The 14,934-nt window shown below is 36.1% G+C and carries 10 protein-coding genes; 7 read left to right on the plus strand and 3 right to left on the minus strand.

Translation table 11 applies throughout. The features are described from left to right. The 6 genes from purB to apaG all read left to right on the plus strand — a co-directional run. Positions 1-1,420, plus strand: a 1,420-nt coding sequence (purB, locus tag Q1V95_RS00330) for an adenylosuccinate lyase (protein WP_300668925.1), incomplete at its 5' end; no start/stop codon positions are given. A gap of 496 nt (positions 1,421-1,916) precedes the next feature. Beyond that, positions 1,917-5,624, plus strand: coding sequence for a phosphoribosylformylglycinamidine synthase (locus Q1V95_RS00335; protein ID WP_300668927.1), 3,708 nt, complete (start codon positions 1,917-1,919; stop codon positions 5,622-5,624). A 254-nt stretch (positions 5,625-5,878) separates the two neighbouring features. Further along, complete coding sequence (locus tag Q1V95_RS00340; protein WP_300668930.1) at positions 5,879-6,916, plus strand: polyketide cyclase; 1,038 nt, start codon at positions 5,879-5,881, stop codon at positions 6,914-6,916. A 128-nt stretch (positions 6,917-7,044) separates the two neighbouring features. After that, entirely contained in the window at positions 7,045-9,840 is a 2,796-nt protein-coding gene (locus tag Q1V95_RS00345; RefSeq protein ID WP_300668932.1) for a 2-oxoglutarate dehydrogenase E1 component, read from the plus strand. A 48-nt stretch (positions 9,841-9,888) separates the two neighbouring features. Next, positions 9,889-11,115 carry a 2-oxoglutarate dehydrogenase complex dihydrolipoyllysine-residue succinyltransferase gene (odhB, locus tag Q1V95_RS00350; RefSeq protein WP_300668934.1) on the plus strand — a complete coding sequence of 409 codons (1,227 nt, stop codon included), beginning with the start codon at positions 9,889-9,891 and terminating at the stop codon, positions 11,113-11,115. Between the two features lie 74 nt (positions 11,116-11,189). After that, on the plus strand, positions 11,190-11,576 hold the full coding sequence (apaG, locus tag Q1V95_RS00355) for a Co2+/Mg2+ efflux protein ApaG (protein ID WP_300668936.1): 387 nt from the start codon (positions 11,190-11,192) through the stop codon (positions 11,574-11,576). 93 nt (positions 11,577-11,669) lie between these two features. On the opposite strand, the gene Q1V95_RS00360 is transcribed toward apaG, so the two are convergent. The 3 genes from Q1V95_RS00360 to Q1V95_RS00370 form a co-directional block, all read right to left on the minus strand. After that, positions 11,670-12,224, minus strand: coding sequence for a 3'-5' exonuclease (locus Q1V95_RS00360; RefSeq protein WP_300668939.1), 555 nt, complete (start codon positions 12,222-12,224; stop codon positions 11,670-11,672). 75 nt (positions 12,225-12,299) lie between these two features. Beyond that, positions 12,300-13,262 carry a glycosyltransferase family 2 protein gene (locus Q1V95_RS00365; protein ID WP_300668941.1) on the minus strand — a complete coding sequence of 321 codons (963 nt, stop codon included), beginning with the start codon at positions 13,260-13,262 and terminating at the stop codon, positions 12,300-12,302. Next, positions 13,259-14,146 (minus strand): lysophospholipid acyltransferase family protein, encoded by an 888-nt coding sequence (locus tag Q1V95_RS00370; protein WP_300669021.1) that lies wholly within the window; start codon positions 14,144-14,146, stop codon positions 13,259-13,261. The genes Q1V95_RS00365 and Q1V95_RS00370 overlap by 4 nt, the downstream gene beginning before the upstream one ends. Positions 14,147-14,242: 96 nt before the next feature. On the opposite strand from Q1V95_RS00370, the gene Q1V95_RS00375 reads away from it, so the two are divergent. Then, positions 14,243-14,779 carry a thioredoxin family protein gene (locus tag Q1V95_RS00375; protein WP_300668943.1) on the plus strand — a complete coding sequence of 179 codons (537 nt, stop codon included), beginning with the start codon at positions 14,243-14,245 and terminating at the stop codon, positions 14,777-14,779. Positions 14,780-14,934: the final 155 nt, after the last annotated feature.

Consider the following 14,934-nt stretch of genomic DNA (forward strand, 5'->3'; position numbering starts at 1 on the left):
CTACAAAAATCCTCTTGAAGAACGCTACTCAAGTGAGGAAATGCTTTACAATTTTTCCCCGAATAATAAATTCAGAACTTGGAGACAATTGTGGATTGCATTGGCAGAAATCGAAAAAGATTTAGGCTTAGACATCACAGACGAGCAAATTAACCAATTGAAAGAACAAGCAGAAAACATCGATTTTGATGCTGCTGCGGCTTACGAGAAAAAATTTCGTCATGATGTAATGGCGCATGTTCACACGTATGGCGACGTTGCACCTTTGGCGAAAGGAATCATCCATTTGGGAGCGACTTCGGCGTTTGTGGGAGATAATACAGACTTAATTCAAATCCGTGACGGTTTAAAAATTGTGAGAAAACAATTGGTAAACGTTATCAAAAAACTATCGGATTTTGCGATTAAATATAAAGATATGCCAACTTTGGGCTTCACACATTTTCAACCAGCACAATTAACAACGGTTGGGAAAAGAGCAACGTTGTGGCTTCAATCTTTGATTTTGGATTTTGAAGAATTAGAATTCTTCTTAGAAACCTTGAGATTCCGTGGTGTGAAAGGAACTACGGGTACAGCAGCAAGTTTCTTGGAACTTTTCAATGGCGATTATTCCAAAGTAAAACATTTAGATAAAGAATTGTCAAGAAGATTCGGTTTCGAAAAAGTTTTCGGCGTTTCTGGACAAACTTACGATAGAAAAATTGATGCAAAAGTAGTGGCGTTGTTATCAAACATTGCTCAATCAGCTCATAAATTCACGAACGATTTACGTTTACTTCAAAACTTAAAAGAAATTGAAGAGCCATTCGAGAAAAACCAAATCGGTTCATCCGCGATGGCGTACAAGCGTAATCCAATGCGTTCCGAAAGAATTGGAGCTTTGGCAAAATATGTAATGTCGTTATCATCAAGTTCGGCGATGGTGGCTTCTACGCAGTGGTTTGAGCGTACTTTGGACGATTCTGCCAACAAGCGTTTAACAATTCCTCAAGCATTTTTGGCAATCGATGCTATTTTGTTGATTTGGAATAACATTATGGACGGATTGGTAGTTTATGAAAACCGGATCCACAAGCATATTATGGAAGAATTACCATTTATGGCGACCGAATATGTGATTATGGAAGAAGTGAAAGCTGGTGGTGACCGTCAAGAAATCCACGAAATAATCCGTGTTCACTCGATGGAAGCATCTAAGAAAGTGAAAATGGAAGGCAAGGAAAATGACTTAATCGAAAGGTTAATGAACGATACTTCCCTGAAAATGGACAAATCGAAGATTGCTGAAGTAATGGACCCAAAAAACTTCATCGGATTTGCGCCGATACAAACGGAAGAGTTTATCCAAAACGAGGCGAAGCCCATCACAGATAAATACTCGCAACTTATTGGTCTAGAAGCAGATTTAAAAGTATAAATTTGATGCAGTCTTGTCGGCTGCATTTTGTTTTTATTTGAATCGATAATTGGAAGTTTGAAATTAATTTTCGTTGTTTGAAGAATCTCAAATCCCGAATTTAGAATCTCAAATTTTATAATGGCAGCTTTTTCCGCCCTAAGTTTATCCTGAGCTTGTCGAAGGGTTCCCGCTTTTATTATTTTTTTGCAAAAAATAATAAAGAGCTCCACTCAGGTCGGGCTGCGAAAGATTTACTGTAAAAGGATTTGTCATCATTCGATGTGGAAAGCCCAGAAAGGGCGAAATATTAATAGTCATGGGTGCAACCCATGAATTGTGAAAAGAAGATATTCCGGAAAGCCCCGAAGGGGTGGAATATCAATAACCACGGATGAAATCCGTGGAAATAAAGAAAAAGCAAATCGCCCTGAAAGGGCGAAATATAAATAGACATGGGTGCAACCCATGGAAATAGAAACCGAGGGTTTTTCCCGTGGATTAGTAAAAAGTAAAAATGAATAAAAGAATTTTTGTAGAAAAGAAAGGCTTATTTGATGTGGAAAGTCCAAAGATTTTTTCGGAAATCTTAAATGTTGCTCCCAATATCAAAGATGTAAAAGTTTATAATGTTTACGATATTTTCGGAATTGAAGATGCCGATTTTCAAAAGGTGGTGAATTCTACTTTTGTGGATCCAGTGACGGATATTCTGCACGAAGAAAATCCTGCGAAGAACACCTATTTCGCAACCGAATTTCTTCCAGGTCAATACGACCAAAGAGCCGATTCTGCGGAGCAATGTATCGCTTTGTTGACGCAAAATGGCAACGCAACCGTTAGAAGTGGAAAATTAATTGAACTTTCTGGAGTTAACGATTCAGATTTGTTGAAAATCAAGGATTTGTTGATTAACAAGGTAGAATCTAAAGAAAAAGATTTATCTAAATTAGAAATTCCAGCTGAAAACGAGCCACAACCTGTTATCGTTTATGATGGTTTTAAAGATTGGAGTTCAGATGAATTGAAAAACTTCTATGATAAGATAGGTTTTGCATTTGGATTGGACGATTTAGAGTTTATTCAAGCTCATTTTAAATCGGAAAATAGAAATCCTACAGAAACTGAACTTAAAGTTTTGGATACCTATTGGAGCGACCATTGCCGTCATACAACGTTCGAAACAGAATTAACGGAAATTGAATTCAAAGGTCAATTTAAATCGACTTTAGAAACTATTTTCAACGATTATTTAGAAAAAAGAAAATTCTTAGGACGTGAGGAAAAACCAATTTCTTTAATGGATTTGGGAACTATCGCTGCCAAATATTTCCGCAAAACGGGGAACTTAGAAAACCTTGTGGTTTCAGACGAAATCAACGCATGCACGATTGAAATCGAAGCTGAATATGATGGTAAAAATGAACCTTGGTACTTGTTATTCAAGAACGAAACGCATAATCACCCAACGGAAATTGAACCTTTTGGTGGAGCTTCAACGTGTTTAGGTGGCGCAATTCGTGACCCTTTGTCGGGACGTGCGTTTGTTTATCAAGCGATGCGTTTGACGGGTGCTGGAAATGTTTTAGAGCCAATTTCAGATACAATTGCGGGAAAACTTCCTCAAAGAACGATTACCAAACAAGCGGCAAACGGCTATTCATCGTATGGAAACCAAATCGGTTTGGCGACAACTTTAGTGAACGAAATTTACCATGAAGGTTACAAAGCCAAAAGAATGGAAGTTGGTTTCGTGGTTGGCGCAGTTCCAAAAACGTGGGTTCGTCGTGAGAAACCTGAAAATGGTGATATTGTGGTGCTTTTAGGAGGTGCAACAGGTCGTGATGGTGTTGGTGGAGCAACGGGAAGTTCAAAAGAGCAAGACGAAACCTCTATTCATACGCTTTCTACGGAAGTTCAGAAGGGAAATGCTGTTGAAGAACGTAAAATTCAGCGTTTGTTTAGAAATCCTGAAGTAACGACTTTAATTAAGAAATCAAACGATTTTGGTGCGGGTGGCGTTTCAGTTGCGATTGGCGAAATTGCAGATTCTTTGGAAATTAATTTGGATGTTTTACCTTTAAAATATGAAGGATTGAACGGTACTGAATTGGCGATTTCTGAATCTCAAGAAAGAATGGCGGTGGTTATCGAAGCTAAAGATGAAGCTAAATTTATTGACTTTTGCGAAAAAGAAAACATCAAAGCCGTTGTCGTTGCAAAAGTGACCGATTCTGGAAGAATGCAAATGTTTTGGAAAGGCAATAAAATTGTTGATTTAAGCCGCGATTTCTTAGACACTAATGGTTGTGCTAAAACACAAACGGTTGAGATTTCTCATTTGGAACCTGTAAAAACAGAAAAAATAGAGTTTACAGAAGAAAATTTTGTAAACATTTTAAAAGATAAAAACAACGCTTCGCAAAAAGGCTTGTTAGAAATGTTCGACTCTACCGTAGGTGGAACTACTGTTGCGTTGCCTTTGGGAGGAAAATATCAGCTGACGGAAATGGAAGGCTCGGTGCAGACGCTTCCAATTTTGAATGCTGAAAACATCGAAACTGTTTCTTTGGCAAGTTGGGGATTTGATGCCGATATTTCGAGTCAAAACTCGATGGTTGGTGCTGCAAATGCTGTTGTAGAAAGCGTTTCTAAAATCGTTGCAATGGGTGGCGATTACAAAAAAATACGTTTGAGTTTTCAAGAATATTTTGAGAAATTAGGAAATCAACCTGATAAATGGGGCAAACCAATGGCGTCGTTGTTGGGAGCTTACAATGCTCAAATGAATCTTGGATTGGCTGCAATTGGCGGAAAAGACTCGATGAGTGGGACGTTCCAAAATATTAATGTGCCACCAACTTTGATTTCTTTTGCTTGCGCAAACGGGGTGAAACGTCATATTATTTCACCAGAATTCAAATTAGCTGGAAATCATTTGTACCATTTTTACCATCAAACGGACGAAAATGGACTTCCAAATTATGAGGTTTTAAAAGACGTTTACGAGTTTATTCATGCGGGAATTTTAAAGTCAACAATCGTTTCTGCAAAAACTATTAAAGAAGGTGGAGTAGCAGTGGCATTGGCGAAAATGGCGTTTGGAAATAATCTTGGAGCGACAGTTTCTTTAGATGAAACTCAACTATTAGAAAAAAATATTGGTGGATTAATTATTGAATCTGTTGAAGAATTATCGCATCCAGCGTTACAAAAAATCGGAAATGTTGTTGAAAGTGCGGTTTTAACTTTCAAAAATAAAGAGAACGTCACACTGAGCGAAGTCGAAGTATCGAATTTAAAATCTAATTTTGTTGGTACTTTCGAGAATCTTTTCCCAACGTCTGAGAAAGAGAAAATCGTTGTTAATATCGATGAAAGCTTAAATTCTATAAATCCAAGAACGATTCATATTAAAAAACATGGTTTAGCAAAACCTAAAGTTTTCACACCGGTTTTCCCAGGAACGAACTGCGAATATGAAACACAAAATGCTTTCAGAAAAGAAGGCGCAGAAGTTTCGAGTTTACCGTTAATCAATCTTGATTTTAATAAATTAAATGAAAGTATTGATGCGTGGGTAAAAGAAATCGAGCAATCTCAAATTTTAGTTTTCTCAGGAGGTTTCTCCGCAGGTGACGAGCCAGATGGTTCAGCAAAATTCATTGTGAATGTTTTGAAAAACCAAAAGATGAAAGATGCTGTTCACGCTTTATTGCAACGTGATGGGATGGTTTTAGGAATTTGTAATGGTTTCCAAGCTTTGGTTAAATCTGGTTTGCTTCCTTACGGTGAAATCCGTGATTTGGATGCTAACTCTCCAACTTTGGCGCACAACGCAATCGGAAGGCACATTTCTCAAATGGTCAACGTAAAAGTTGTAAACGAAGATTCTCCTTGGTTAAAGGGTATGAAAGGTCTGGAATACACTATTCCGATTTCTCACGGTGAAGGTCGTTTTATGGCTTCGGAAGAGGTGTTGACAGAACTTTATAAAAACGGACAAATTGCAACGCAATACATCGATTTTGATGGAAACATCGCTCACGGAATGCCGTTCAATCCAAATAATTCTTTATTCGGAATCGAAGGTATTACGAGTCTGGATGGGAAAATCTTTGGAAGAATGGGACATCCAGAGCGTTTTGCAGAAGGTTTAATGAAAAATATTCCAACAGCGAATTATCACAACATTTTCAAAAATGGGGTTGAGTATTTTAAGTAAAATAAGTTTTTAAATGATATCAAAATCCGTCTTTTCGAAGACGGATTTTTGTTTTAAAATTTTACATCATAAAAAAATGAAAGAACGATTTATGTTTCTCTAGTTTAACTTCTATTTGTACATCTTGTTCGATTTGTTGAATTAAGCTTTTAAGTCCATTTCTTCGCAAAAATGCCTTCGACCAAATAAACTTGAAAACATAAAAATTTAGACCACATACAATTCCTATATTTGCATTTGAATCAAACTAAAATATGCGCTGGATAAAATTTGGACTTTTAATATTAGTAGTACTTTTCGGGATTTATGCTATTTCGATGACCTTTGTTGAGGAGCGAAAAGAGTATGTTATACATTCCAGAGTCAGTTATCCAATAGATAAAGTCTTTCCTCAGTTTAATAATTTGCAAAATTTTGCACATTGGAACGATTTTTTCACGAAGGACAAAAATTTAGGTTTTAGTTTTTTTACACCTTATTCGGGATTGGGATCATCGATGAAATTTTTTAATAAAAAACGAGAAGACGAAGTTGGCGAAATGTTCATTAGATACGAGAATCCGATGCAAACTTTACGCTATCAATTGTTTTTGGAAGATGAAGCTTATCCATATTTAATAGATGTTAAATTTACAGGAAAAGGTGAAGCAACGGACATTGATTGGAAGGTGCAAACGCCAAAACAACCTTTGCTAAAACGATCTCTTAATATGTTGTCCGAAGGTGTTTTTGTTGATAATATCGAGAAAAGCATTAAAAACTTGACTGCTATTTTGGGCAATAAAGTTGATAAAGAAAATCTAATTGCTTCTATTAAGTACGATAGTATTATGGTGGAAAATCAAGAAAGTGCTTTGTTGTTAGGCGTTAATGTTAGTACGTCGAATAAAAAAGATGCATTGATCAAAAATATCATTATCAACTACAACAAGGTTGTTAATTATGTTAAACAGGATTTGGGTAAAAAAGATGATGAGTTTGGAACTCCAAAATTAATTACCAATCCTAACAATTTTAAAGATAAGGAGGTGTCTTATTTTTATGGTGTGGCTTTGCCAAAAAGAATTGGTGTAACGGATAATAACTATAGTTTCCGAACAGTTAATGGTGGAAAGTCTTATGTGATTTATTACCAAGGAAGTTATGCTGGTAGAATAAAAAGCATTCAGTTATTGATGCAAAAAGCCAAAAAAGATACAATGCGATACAATGATTTGGAGGAAGAATTTTTGGAAGAACCAGAAGAAAATTCTGCTGTAAAACTAAAATTGCAACTCCCAGTATATCGTTAAATAAGTTTGCGTAAAACTGATATTTAACATATTGTTAAAAAGCGAATTCGGTTGCCAGTTAATAGATAAAATTTTAGTAAATTTGTTGGCAATATTTGATAATTTTTATAAACAGATAATCTGTAATAATGGATAAATTTTCGTTTCTAAATGCCGCACATGCTCAGTTGATTGACGACATGTATGAGCAATACTTGAAATACCCAGATTCTTTAGAACCTTCTTGGAAGGCTTTTTTTCAAGGTTTTGATTTTGCAAGAGAATATTATGGTGATGATGACATCGTTACAGATGCCTCTCCAGTAGTGCAATACGCACAGCAAACTGTGAATGCAGGTCAAGCTTCGGAAGATATCAGTAAAGAATTCAAGGTTCTTAACTTGATTGAAGCTTACAGAACACGCGGTCACTTATTCACCAAAACCAATCCAGTAAGAGAAAGAAGACACTTTGTGCCGACTTTGGATTTGGAGAATTTTGATTTGACGCAAGCTGACTTGTCCAAGAAATTCAATTGTGCAACAACAACTGGTATGTCTGGACCTGCAACATTGGCAGACATTATCAAGCATCTTGAGAAAATCTACTGTGATTCTATTGGGGTAGAATATATGCACATCAGCAATGTTGATGAAAAGCAATTCATCAGAGATTGGGTTAGTGTTAACGAAAACCATCCACAACTTTCTGCTGAAGAAAAAACTGAAATCCTTTTCAAACTTAACCAAGCGGTTGCTTTTGAAAACTATTTACATACAAAATTTGTTGGTCAAAAACGTTTCTCTCTAGAAGGTGGCGAATCTTTGATTCCGGCACTAGACCAATTGATTACAAGATCTTCACAACTTGGTGTAGACGAGGTTGTTCTTGGTATGGCGCACAGAGGACGTCTTAACGTTTTAACAAATGTTTTCCAAAAATCTTACAAGCAAATTTTCTCAGAATTTGAAGGTAAAGAATTCGAGGAGGATGTATTTTCTGGTGATGTTAAATACCATTTAGGTTCTTCTAAAACTATTACTACAGCCAATGGAGAAGAGGTGATTATTAATTTAACACCAAATCCATCGCACTTAGAAACTGTTGCTGCTTTAGTTGAGGGTATTTGTCGTGCAAAAGTTGACCACAAATACAAAGATTACAAAAAAGTTTTACCAATCGTTATTCACGGTGATGGTGCTATCGCAGGTCAAGGTATTGTGTACGAAGTTGCACAAATGATGACTTTGGATGGTTACAAAACAGGTGGTACGGTACATATCGTTGTTAACAACCAAGTGTCGTTTACAACTAACTACCACGATGCAAGATCTTCGGTATATTCTACAGATATTGCAAAAGTTACAGAATCGCCAGTATTACACGTTAATGATGATGATGTAGAAGCGGTTGTACACGCTATTCGTTTTGCTGCGGACTTCCGTAACAAATTCGGAAAAGATGTTTACATTGACCTTTTAGGATATAGAAAATATGGGCATAATGAAGGTGATGAGCCAAGATTTACGCAACCAAATCTTTATAAACTAATTTCTAAACATCCAAACCCAAGAGAAATCTACAAGCAGAAATTAATCCAAGAAGGTATTGTTTCTGATGAAGTTCTTAAAACTATGGAACAAGATTTCAAAAAGTTGTTGGATGAGAACTTTGATGCTTCTAAAGAAATCGAACGTAATGCGATGACGCCTTTCATGGCAGAAGATTGGGTAGATTTCCCAATGGCGCCAAAAGGCTCTGTTCTTAAAGATTATGATACTAAATATGATTTAGCAAAACTTAAAGAATTAGCAATTAAAATTTCAACGCTTCCTGCTGATAAAAAGTTCTTAAATAAAATCACAAGATTGTTCGAAAACCGTATCAAAATGGTTGAAAACGATTCTTTGGATTGGGCAATGGGAGAGTTGTTAGCTTATGCAACACTTTTGACAGAACATTATGGAATCAGAATTTCTGGTGAAGATGTGGAAAGAGGAACATTCTCTCACCGTCATGCAGTAGTTAAAACTGAAGATACAGAAGAAGAATACACGCCATTAAAACATGTTTCTGATTCTCAATTTGATATTTACAATTCATTATTGTCAGAATATGCTGTTTTAGGATTCGATTATGGTTATGCGATGGCTTCTCCTAGAACATTGACAATTTGGGAAGCACAGTTTGGTGACTTTATGAATGGTGCACAAATCATCATTGACCAATATTTGGTAGCTTCTGAAGAGAAGTGGAAAATCCAAGACGGTCTTGTAATGTTGTTACCTCATGGATCCGAAGGACAAGGTGCAGAGCACTCTTCAGCGAGATTAGAGAGATTCTTAACACTTTGTGCTAATGATAACATTATTGTTGCAGATATTACAACGCCTGCTAACTACTTCCACTTGTTGAGAAGACAGATGAAATTTAATTTCAGAAAACCATTGGTTGTAATGACGCCAAAATCATTGTTAAGACATCCAAAAGTTGTTTCTCCTCTTGAAGATTTAGCTAATGGAAGCTTCCAACCAGTTTTGGATGATCCAACAGCAGATCCAGCAAAAGTTGAAAGATTGGTACTTTGTACAGGTAAGTTATACTACGAATTATTGGCGAAGAAAGAAGAAATTAATGACGAGACAGTAGCTTTGGTTAGATTGGAGCAATTGTATCCTCTTAACTTTGAGATTATTCAGTCAATATTTGATAAATACAGCAACAGAAAAGATTTAATTTGGGCTCAAGAAGAACCAGAAAATATGGGTGCTTGGAGTTTCATTTTAAGAAACTTTAGAGATACAGGTATCCAAGTTATTTCTCCAGTTTCGAGTGGAGCGCCTGCGCCAGGTAGCCACAAGATGTTCGAAAGAAATCAAACTGCAATTATTAACAAAGTATTCAATTGTAACGATGCGCCAACAAGCAGACCTGTTACAGCATAATTAAAAGCATTAAGAGTTAAACTCTGACAAATACAAAAAAAATTACCTATGTCAATATTAGAAATGAAAGTCCCATCTCCGGGAGAATCTATCACAGAAGTTGAAATTGCAACTTGGTTAGTTAAAGATGGCGATTATGTTGAGAAAGATCAACCTATCGCAGAAGTAGATTCTGACAAAGCAACGCTTGAGCTTCCTGCTGAAGAAAGTGGTATCATCACTTTGAAAGCTGAAGAAGGTGATGTGGTACAAGTAGGACAAGTGGTTTGTCTTATCGATATGAGTGCTGCAAAACCAGAAGGTGCTGCTGCTGAGGCTCCGAAAGCTGAAGCTCCAAAAGTAGAAGAGAAAAAAGAAGAGCCTAAAAAAGAAGCGCCTGTTGCTGCAACTTATGCTAGCAATACGCCATCTCCTGCTGCTAAGAAAATTCTTGACGAAAAAGGAATGGAACCTGCACAAGTACAAGGGACTGGTCGCGATGGTAGAATCACTAAAGATGATGCTGTTAAAGCTGTGCCTGCAATGGGTTCTGCATCTTCAACTAACGGAAGTAGAGCACAAACAACAACTAAATTATCTGTATTAAGAAGAAAAATCGCTGCAAGATTGGTTTCTGTTAAAAACGAAACAGCGATGTTGACAACTTTCAACGAGGTTGATATGTCAGAAATCTTCAGAATCAGAAAACAATACAAAGAAGAATTCGTAGCTAAACATGGTATCGGTCTTGGTTTCATGTCTTTCTTTACAAAGGCTGTAACTAGAGCGCTTAAGTTGTATCCAGATGTTAACGCATCTATCGATGGCGATTACAAAATCAATTACGATTTCTGCGACATTTCTATCGCGGTGTCTGGACCAAAAGGTCTTATGGTACCAGTGTTGAGAAATGCAGAAGATATGACGCTTAGAAGTGTTGAAGCTAACATCAAAGATTTGGCAACTAAAGTTAGAGATGGTAAAATCACAGTTGACGAAATGACTGGTGGTACATTTACTGTAACTAATGGAGGTACTTTCGGGTCAATGATGTCTACGCCGATTATCAACCCACCGCAATCTGCAATTTTGGGTATGCATAACATTATCCAAAGACCAGTTGCTATTGATGGTCAAGTGGTTATCCGTCCGATGATGTATCTTGCAATGTCTTATGATCACCGTATTATCGATGGTAAAGAGTCTGTAGGATTCCTAGTTGCGGTTAAAGAAGCTATCGACAATCCGGTAGAATTCTTAATGGGTGGCGACGAAAGAAAAGCCCTAGAACTTTAATATCATTTTTTCGATATATTAAATCCCGCCACTTCGGCGGGATTTTTGTATTATAGCATTTATAAACTTCAGCCATGGTTTCTAAAACGACTTCTCAGATTCAGGTAACAGTTCATACAGATTACGATTCCAAAAATAGTTTTCCTTTGGATAACAGACACACGTTCCGTTATTACATTATTATCGAGAACAAAAGCCAAGAAACAGTGCAGCTTCTCAGTCGAAAATGGCAAATCTATGATTTAGGTTATGGACAATCCAAAGTCGAAGGAGAAGGCGTTATTGGTCTACAACCCGTCATTGGACCTGGACAAATTTTCAAGTATTTTTCAAATGTGGTCTTATTGTCCGGAATGGGAAATATGAAAGGTCAGTATTTATTTATAAATGTAAATACTAAAGAAAAATTCGAGGTCGAAATTCCAAAATTTAGTTTGGTATCAGAAGTTTTGAGTAATTAATTTTTTAGCGACAACAAACTTTGATTCGAATAAACTTCTTTATTTCAAGTTAAAAACTGGAAGATTTCGAAGCGAGGATTTTAGTTTAAAAAATTAAAGCTCTTTAATATTCTTTAGAAAATAATCGTTGATTTCGTCATTTCTAGTTAGCATCAAACGTTCAAAACCTAGTAAAGAAATTTTAGCACAAACTTCAGCGTCGTCGCCAGCTCTATGATGATTAAAGCTTATTTGATGGTGATCCGCCAGACTTCGCAAACCATAAGTTTTTAAGTTTTTCCAAGATTTTTTCGCTAAAGAAATACTACACAGATAATTGATTTTAGGTTTAAAAAAACCATAATAATCAAGACAACTTCTCAACACACCAGCATCAAAAGAAGCATTGTGCGCAATCATCAAATTTCCGTACATCAGTTCTTCAGCTTCGTGCCAAATGTCTTCAAAAACGGGAGCATCAGCAACGTCGTCCGGCGTGATGCCGTGGACATCGATATTTCTAGGATGGAAATAAGGAAAGCTTGGCGGTTTAATAAGCCAAGTTTTGGTTGTTACAATTTCTCCGTTTTCAACAACACAAATTCCCATTTCACAAGCGGAATTCCGTTCGTGTGTAGCGGTTTCAAAATCTATTGCAACAAAATCCATTTTTTATCTTTTTAAATTTTACGTTTAAAACTAAGAACTAAAAACCATCAACCAACAACTATCAACTAAAGAGTCTTACTTCAAAAAGTGTTTAAAAATAAGCCATTTTGTTTGATAATAATCTTTAATCTGATGTTTTTGACGACGTTTTAGTGTTTCTCCAAATTGTCCATAAAATCCAAAATGAGAACGTACGATTGCCCAAGTATGCGAAAATCCATCTTTAAACATCATATAGATGCCCGCAATTCCATCCAAACAAAGGCGGAAAAAGATTAAATACAACTTATTAGATGGAAGGTTCTTCAACATCATGCTTAGGTTATTTCTGAAATTGAGGTAAGTCTTTTGAGGATTTTGCTTCGTCAAAGTTCCACCGCCAACATGGTAGACGGTCGATTGTCCACAATAATAAATTTTGCGACCATCATTTTTTAATCGCCAACAAAGATCTATTTCTTCCTGATGAGCAAAAAATCGTTCATCGAAGCCTTTTTCATTCCAAAAATCTTTAGCACGAATAAACAACGCACAACCCGAAGCCCAAAATATTTCCGCCACATCGTTGTATTGTCCTTTGTCCTCCTCAATCGTTTCGAACTCGCGACCACGACAATAAGGATAACCAAGATTGTCAATTAAACCGCCGCCAGCACCAGCAAACTCAAATTTATTTCTATTATTAAAATCTAAAATCTTTGGTTGAACAGCAGCAATTGATTCATCTTTTTTAAATAAATCCAAAATCGGTTCTGTCCAATTTTCGGTCACTTCAACATCGGAGTTCAGAAGACAGTAGATGTCAGCACAAATGTCTTTTAAACCTACATTATAACCTCCAGCAAATCCAAAATTTTCTTTGTTTAAGACTTGCTTAACTTGTGGATAGTTTTCGGAAATCCAAGCCACAGAATCATCTGTCGATGCATTGTCGATGACATAGATTTCTGCTTGTTGACTGTATTTAATTAAAGTTGGTAAGAATTTTTCTAGCCATGATTTCCCGTTCCAGTTAAGGATTGCAATTGCTAATCTCATGGGTTTGCTTCGTATTGTTTAATAGAATCCTGATATTTCCAACGTCTGTGTGACCAAAGCCAATTGTCTGGACGTTTTTGGATGGTGTTTTCTAAGAGTTTGTGGAATTTTCTAACCACTTCATATTGCTCAAACTTCTCACCATCAGGATATATTCTGTAATAATTAACTTGATAAAAACCACGCTTTACCTTTTTCATATCACAATAGATAAAGGCTAAATTTAGCTTTTGTGATAACCTGTCGTAACCGATAAAGGCAGGCGTACGTTGATTCAAAAACTTTAAACCATAAGTCACATGCGAAAAATGGGGCGTTTGGTCAGCAACAAACATATAGATGGAATTACCATCGTTAGGTGCTTTCAGGATTTGCTTAATCACTTCGTTAGCTTCCAAAGATTTGTTGTTAAATCGGTTTCTAACGAATTTAATTTTTTCTTCCCAGAATTTGCTGTTCATTTTTCGATAAACAGGATGACAGTTTTCTTGTGGAACCATCGTCGCCAAAGCGTTAAACCATTCCCAGTTAAAGACATGTCCAGAAAGCAAAATAATATTTTTGCCCTCTGCTTGGATTTCCGTGAACAAATCTCTGTTAAGATGTTGTACGCGAACTTTAAGCTCGGTTTCAGTGATTGTGAAAGCTTTTAGCATTTCTACAATATAATCACAAAAGTTGATGAAGAATTGTTTCTGAATCTTCACCAATTGCTCGTGAGTTTTGTCGGGAAAAGCATTTTTAAGGTTGTCATAAACCACTTGTTTTCGATAGCCAACGACATGATAGTTTAGAAAAGACATCACATCAGAAAAGGCGTACAAAACTCTAAGTGGTAGCTTTGATAACAGTAATAATATGCCGAATAATATTTGGTTCAAAATTTGATAAAAAGAATAACGACAAAGTTACGGAAAATCGACAAGATATTTTCTTAGCTTTGTTATGTGTTTAACATAAAAATTTGAAATATGCGAAAGATGAAATGGACACTTTTGGGCGTTGGACTTTTGTTGGGGATGAGTTCCATGGTTAAGGCTCAAAGCACCGAGGTTGCAACACCAGAAGAATTGGCTGCAAAGAAAAAAGCTTCTGATGATGAAAAAGCAAAATTGGTGAAACCTTATAATCCTAAAGCAAACGCTGCAAAAGACATCGAAGCTTTGGTGGCAAAGGCAAAAAAGGAAAACAAAAATATAATGTTGCAAGCTGGAGGTAATTGGTGTATTTGGTGTTTACGATTCAATGATTTTGTTGAAAAAACACCCGAGCTAAAATCCTTGGTAGACGACAATTATTTGTATTACCATCTTAATTTTTCGCCAGATAACAAGAACGAAAAGGTTTTTGCAAAATATGGAAATCCAGGCGACAAATTCGGTTATCCAGTTTTTATAGTTTTGGATAAAACAGGGAAAATGATTCAAGTGCAAGACAGTTCGGTATTGGAAGCTGATAAAGGTTACGATTTGGAAAAAGTTAAAGAGTTTTTCGAAACTTGGAAACCAAAAAGTTAATAAATTAAGCCAAGATTTTTCTTGGCTTTTTTGTTTAATAAAGAGCCTAATTTGAATTACGGCTTTCTTCGATAAAGCCATGTTTTTAAATTGTCATTATATTAAATGTGGTTTAAAATCATGTTTAATTAAAATTTTGATATCGAGATATTTAG

The sequence above is a fragment of the Soonwooa sp. genome (assembly GCF_030151385.1).
Classification (GTDB): Bacteria; Bacteroidota; Bacteroidia; order Flavobacteriales; family Weeksellaceae; genus Soonwooa.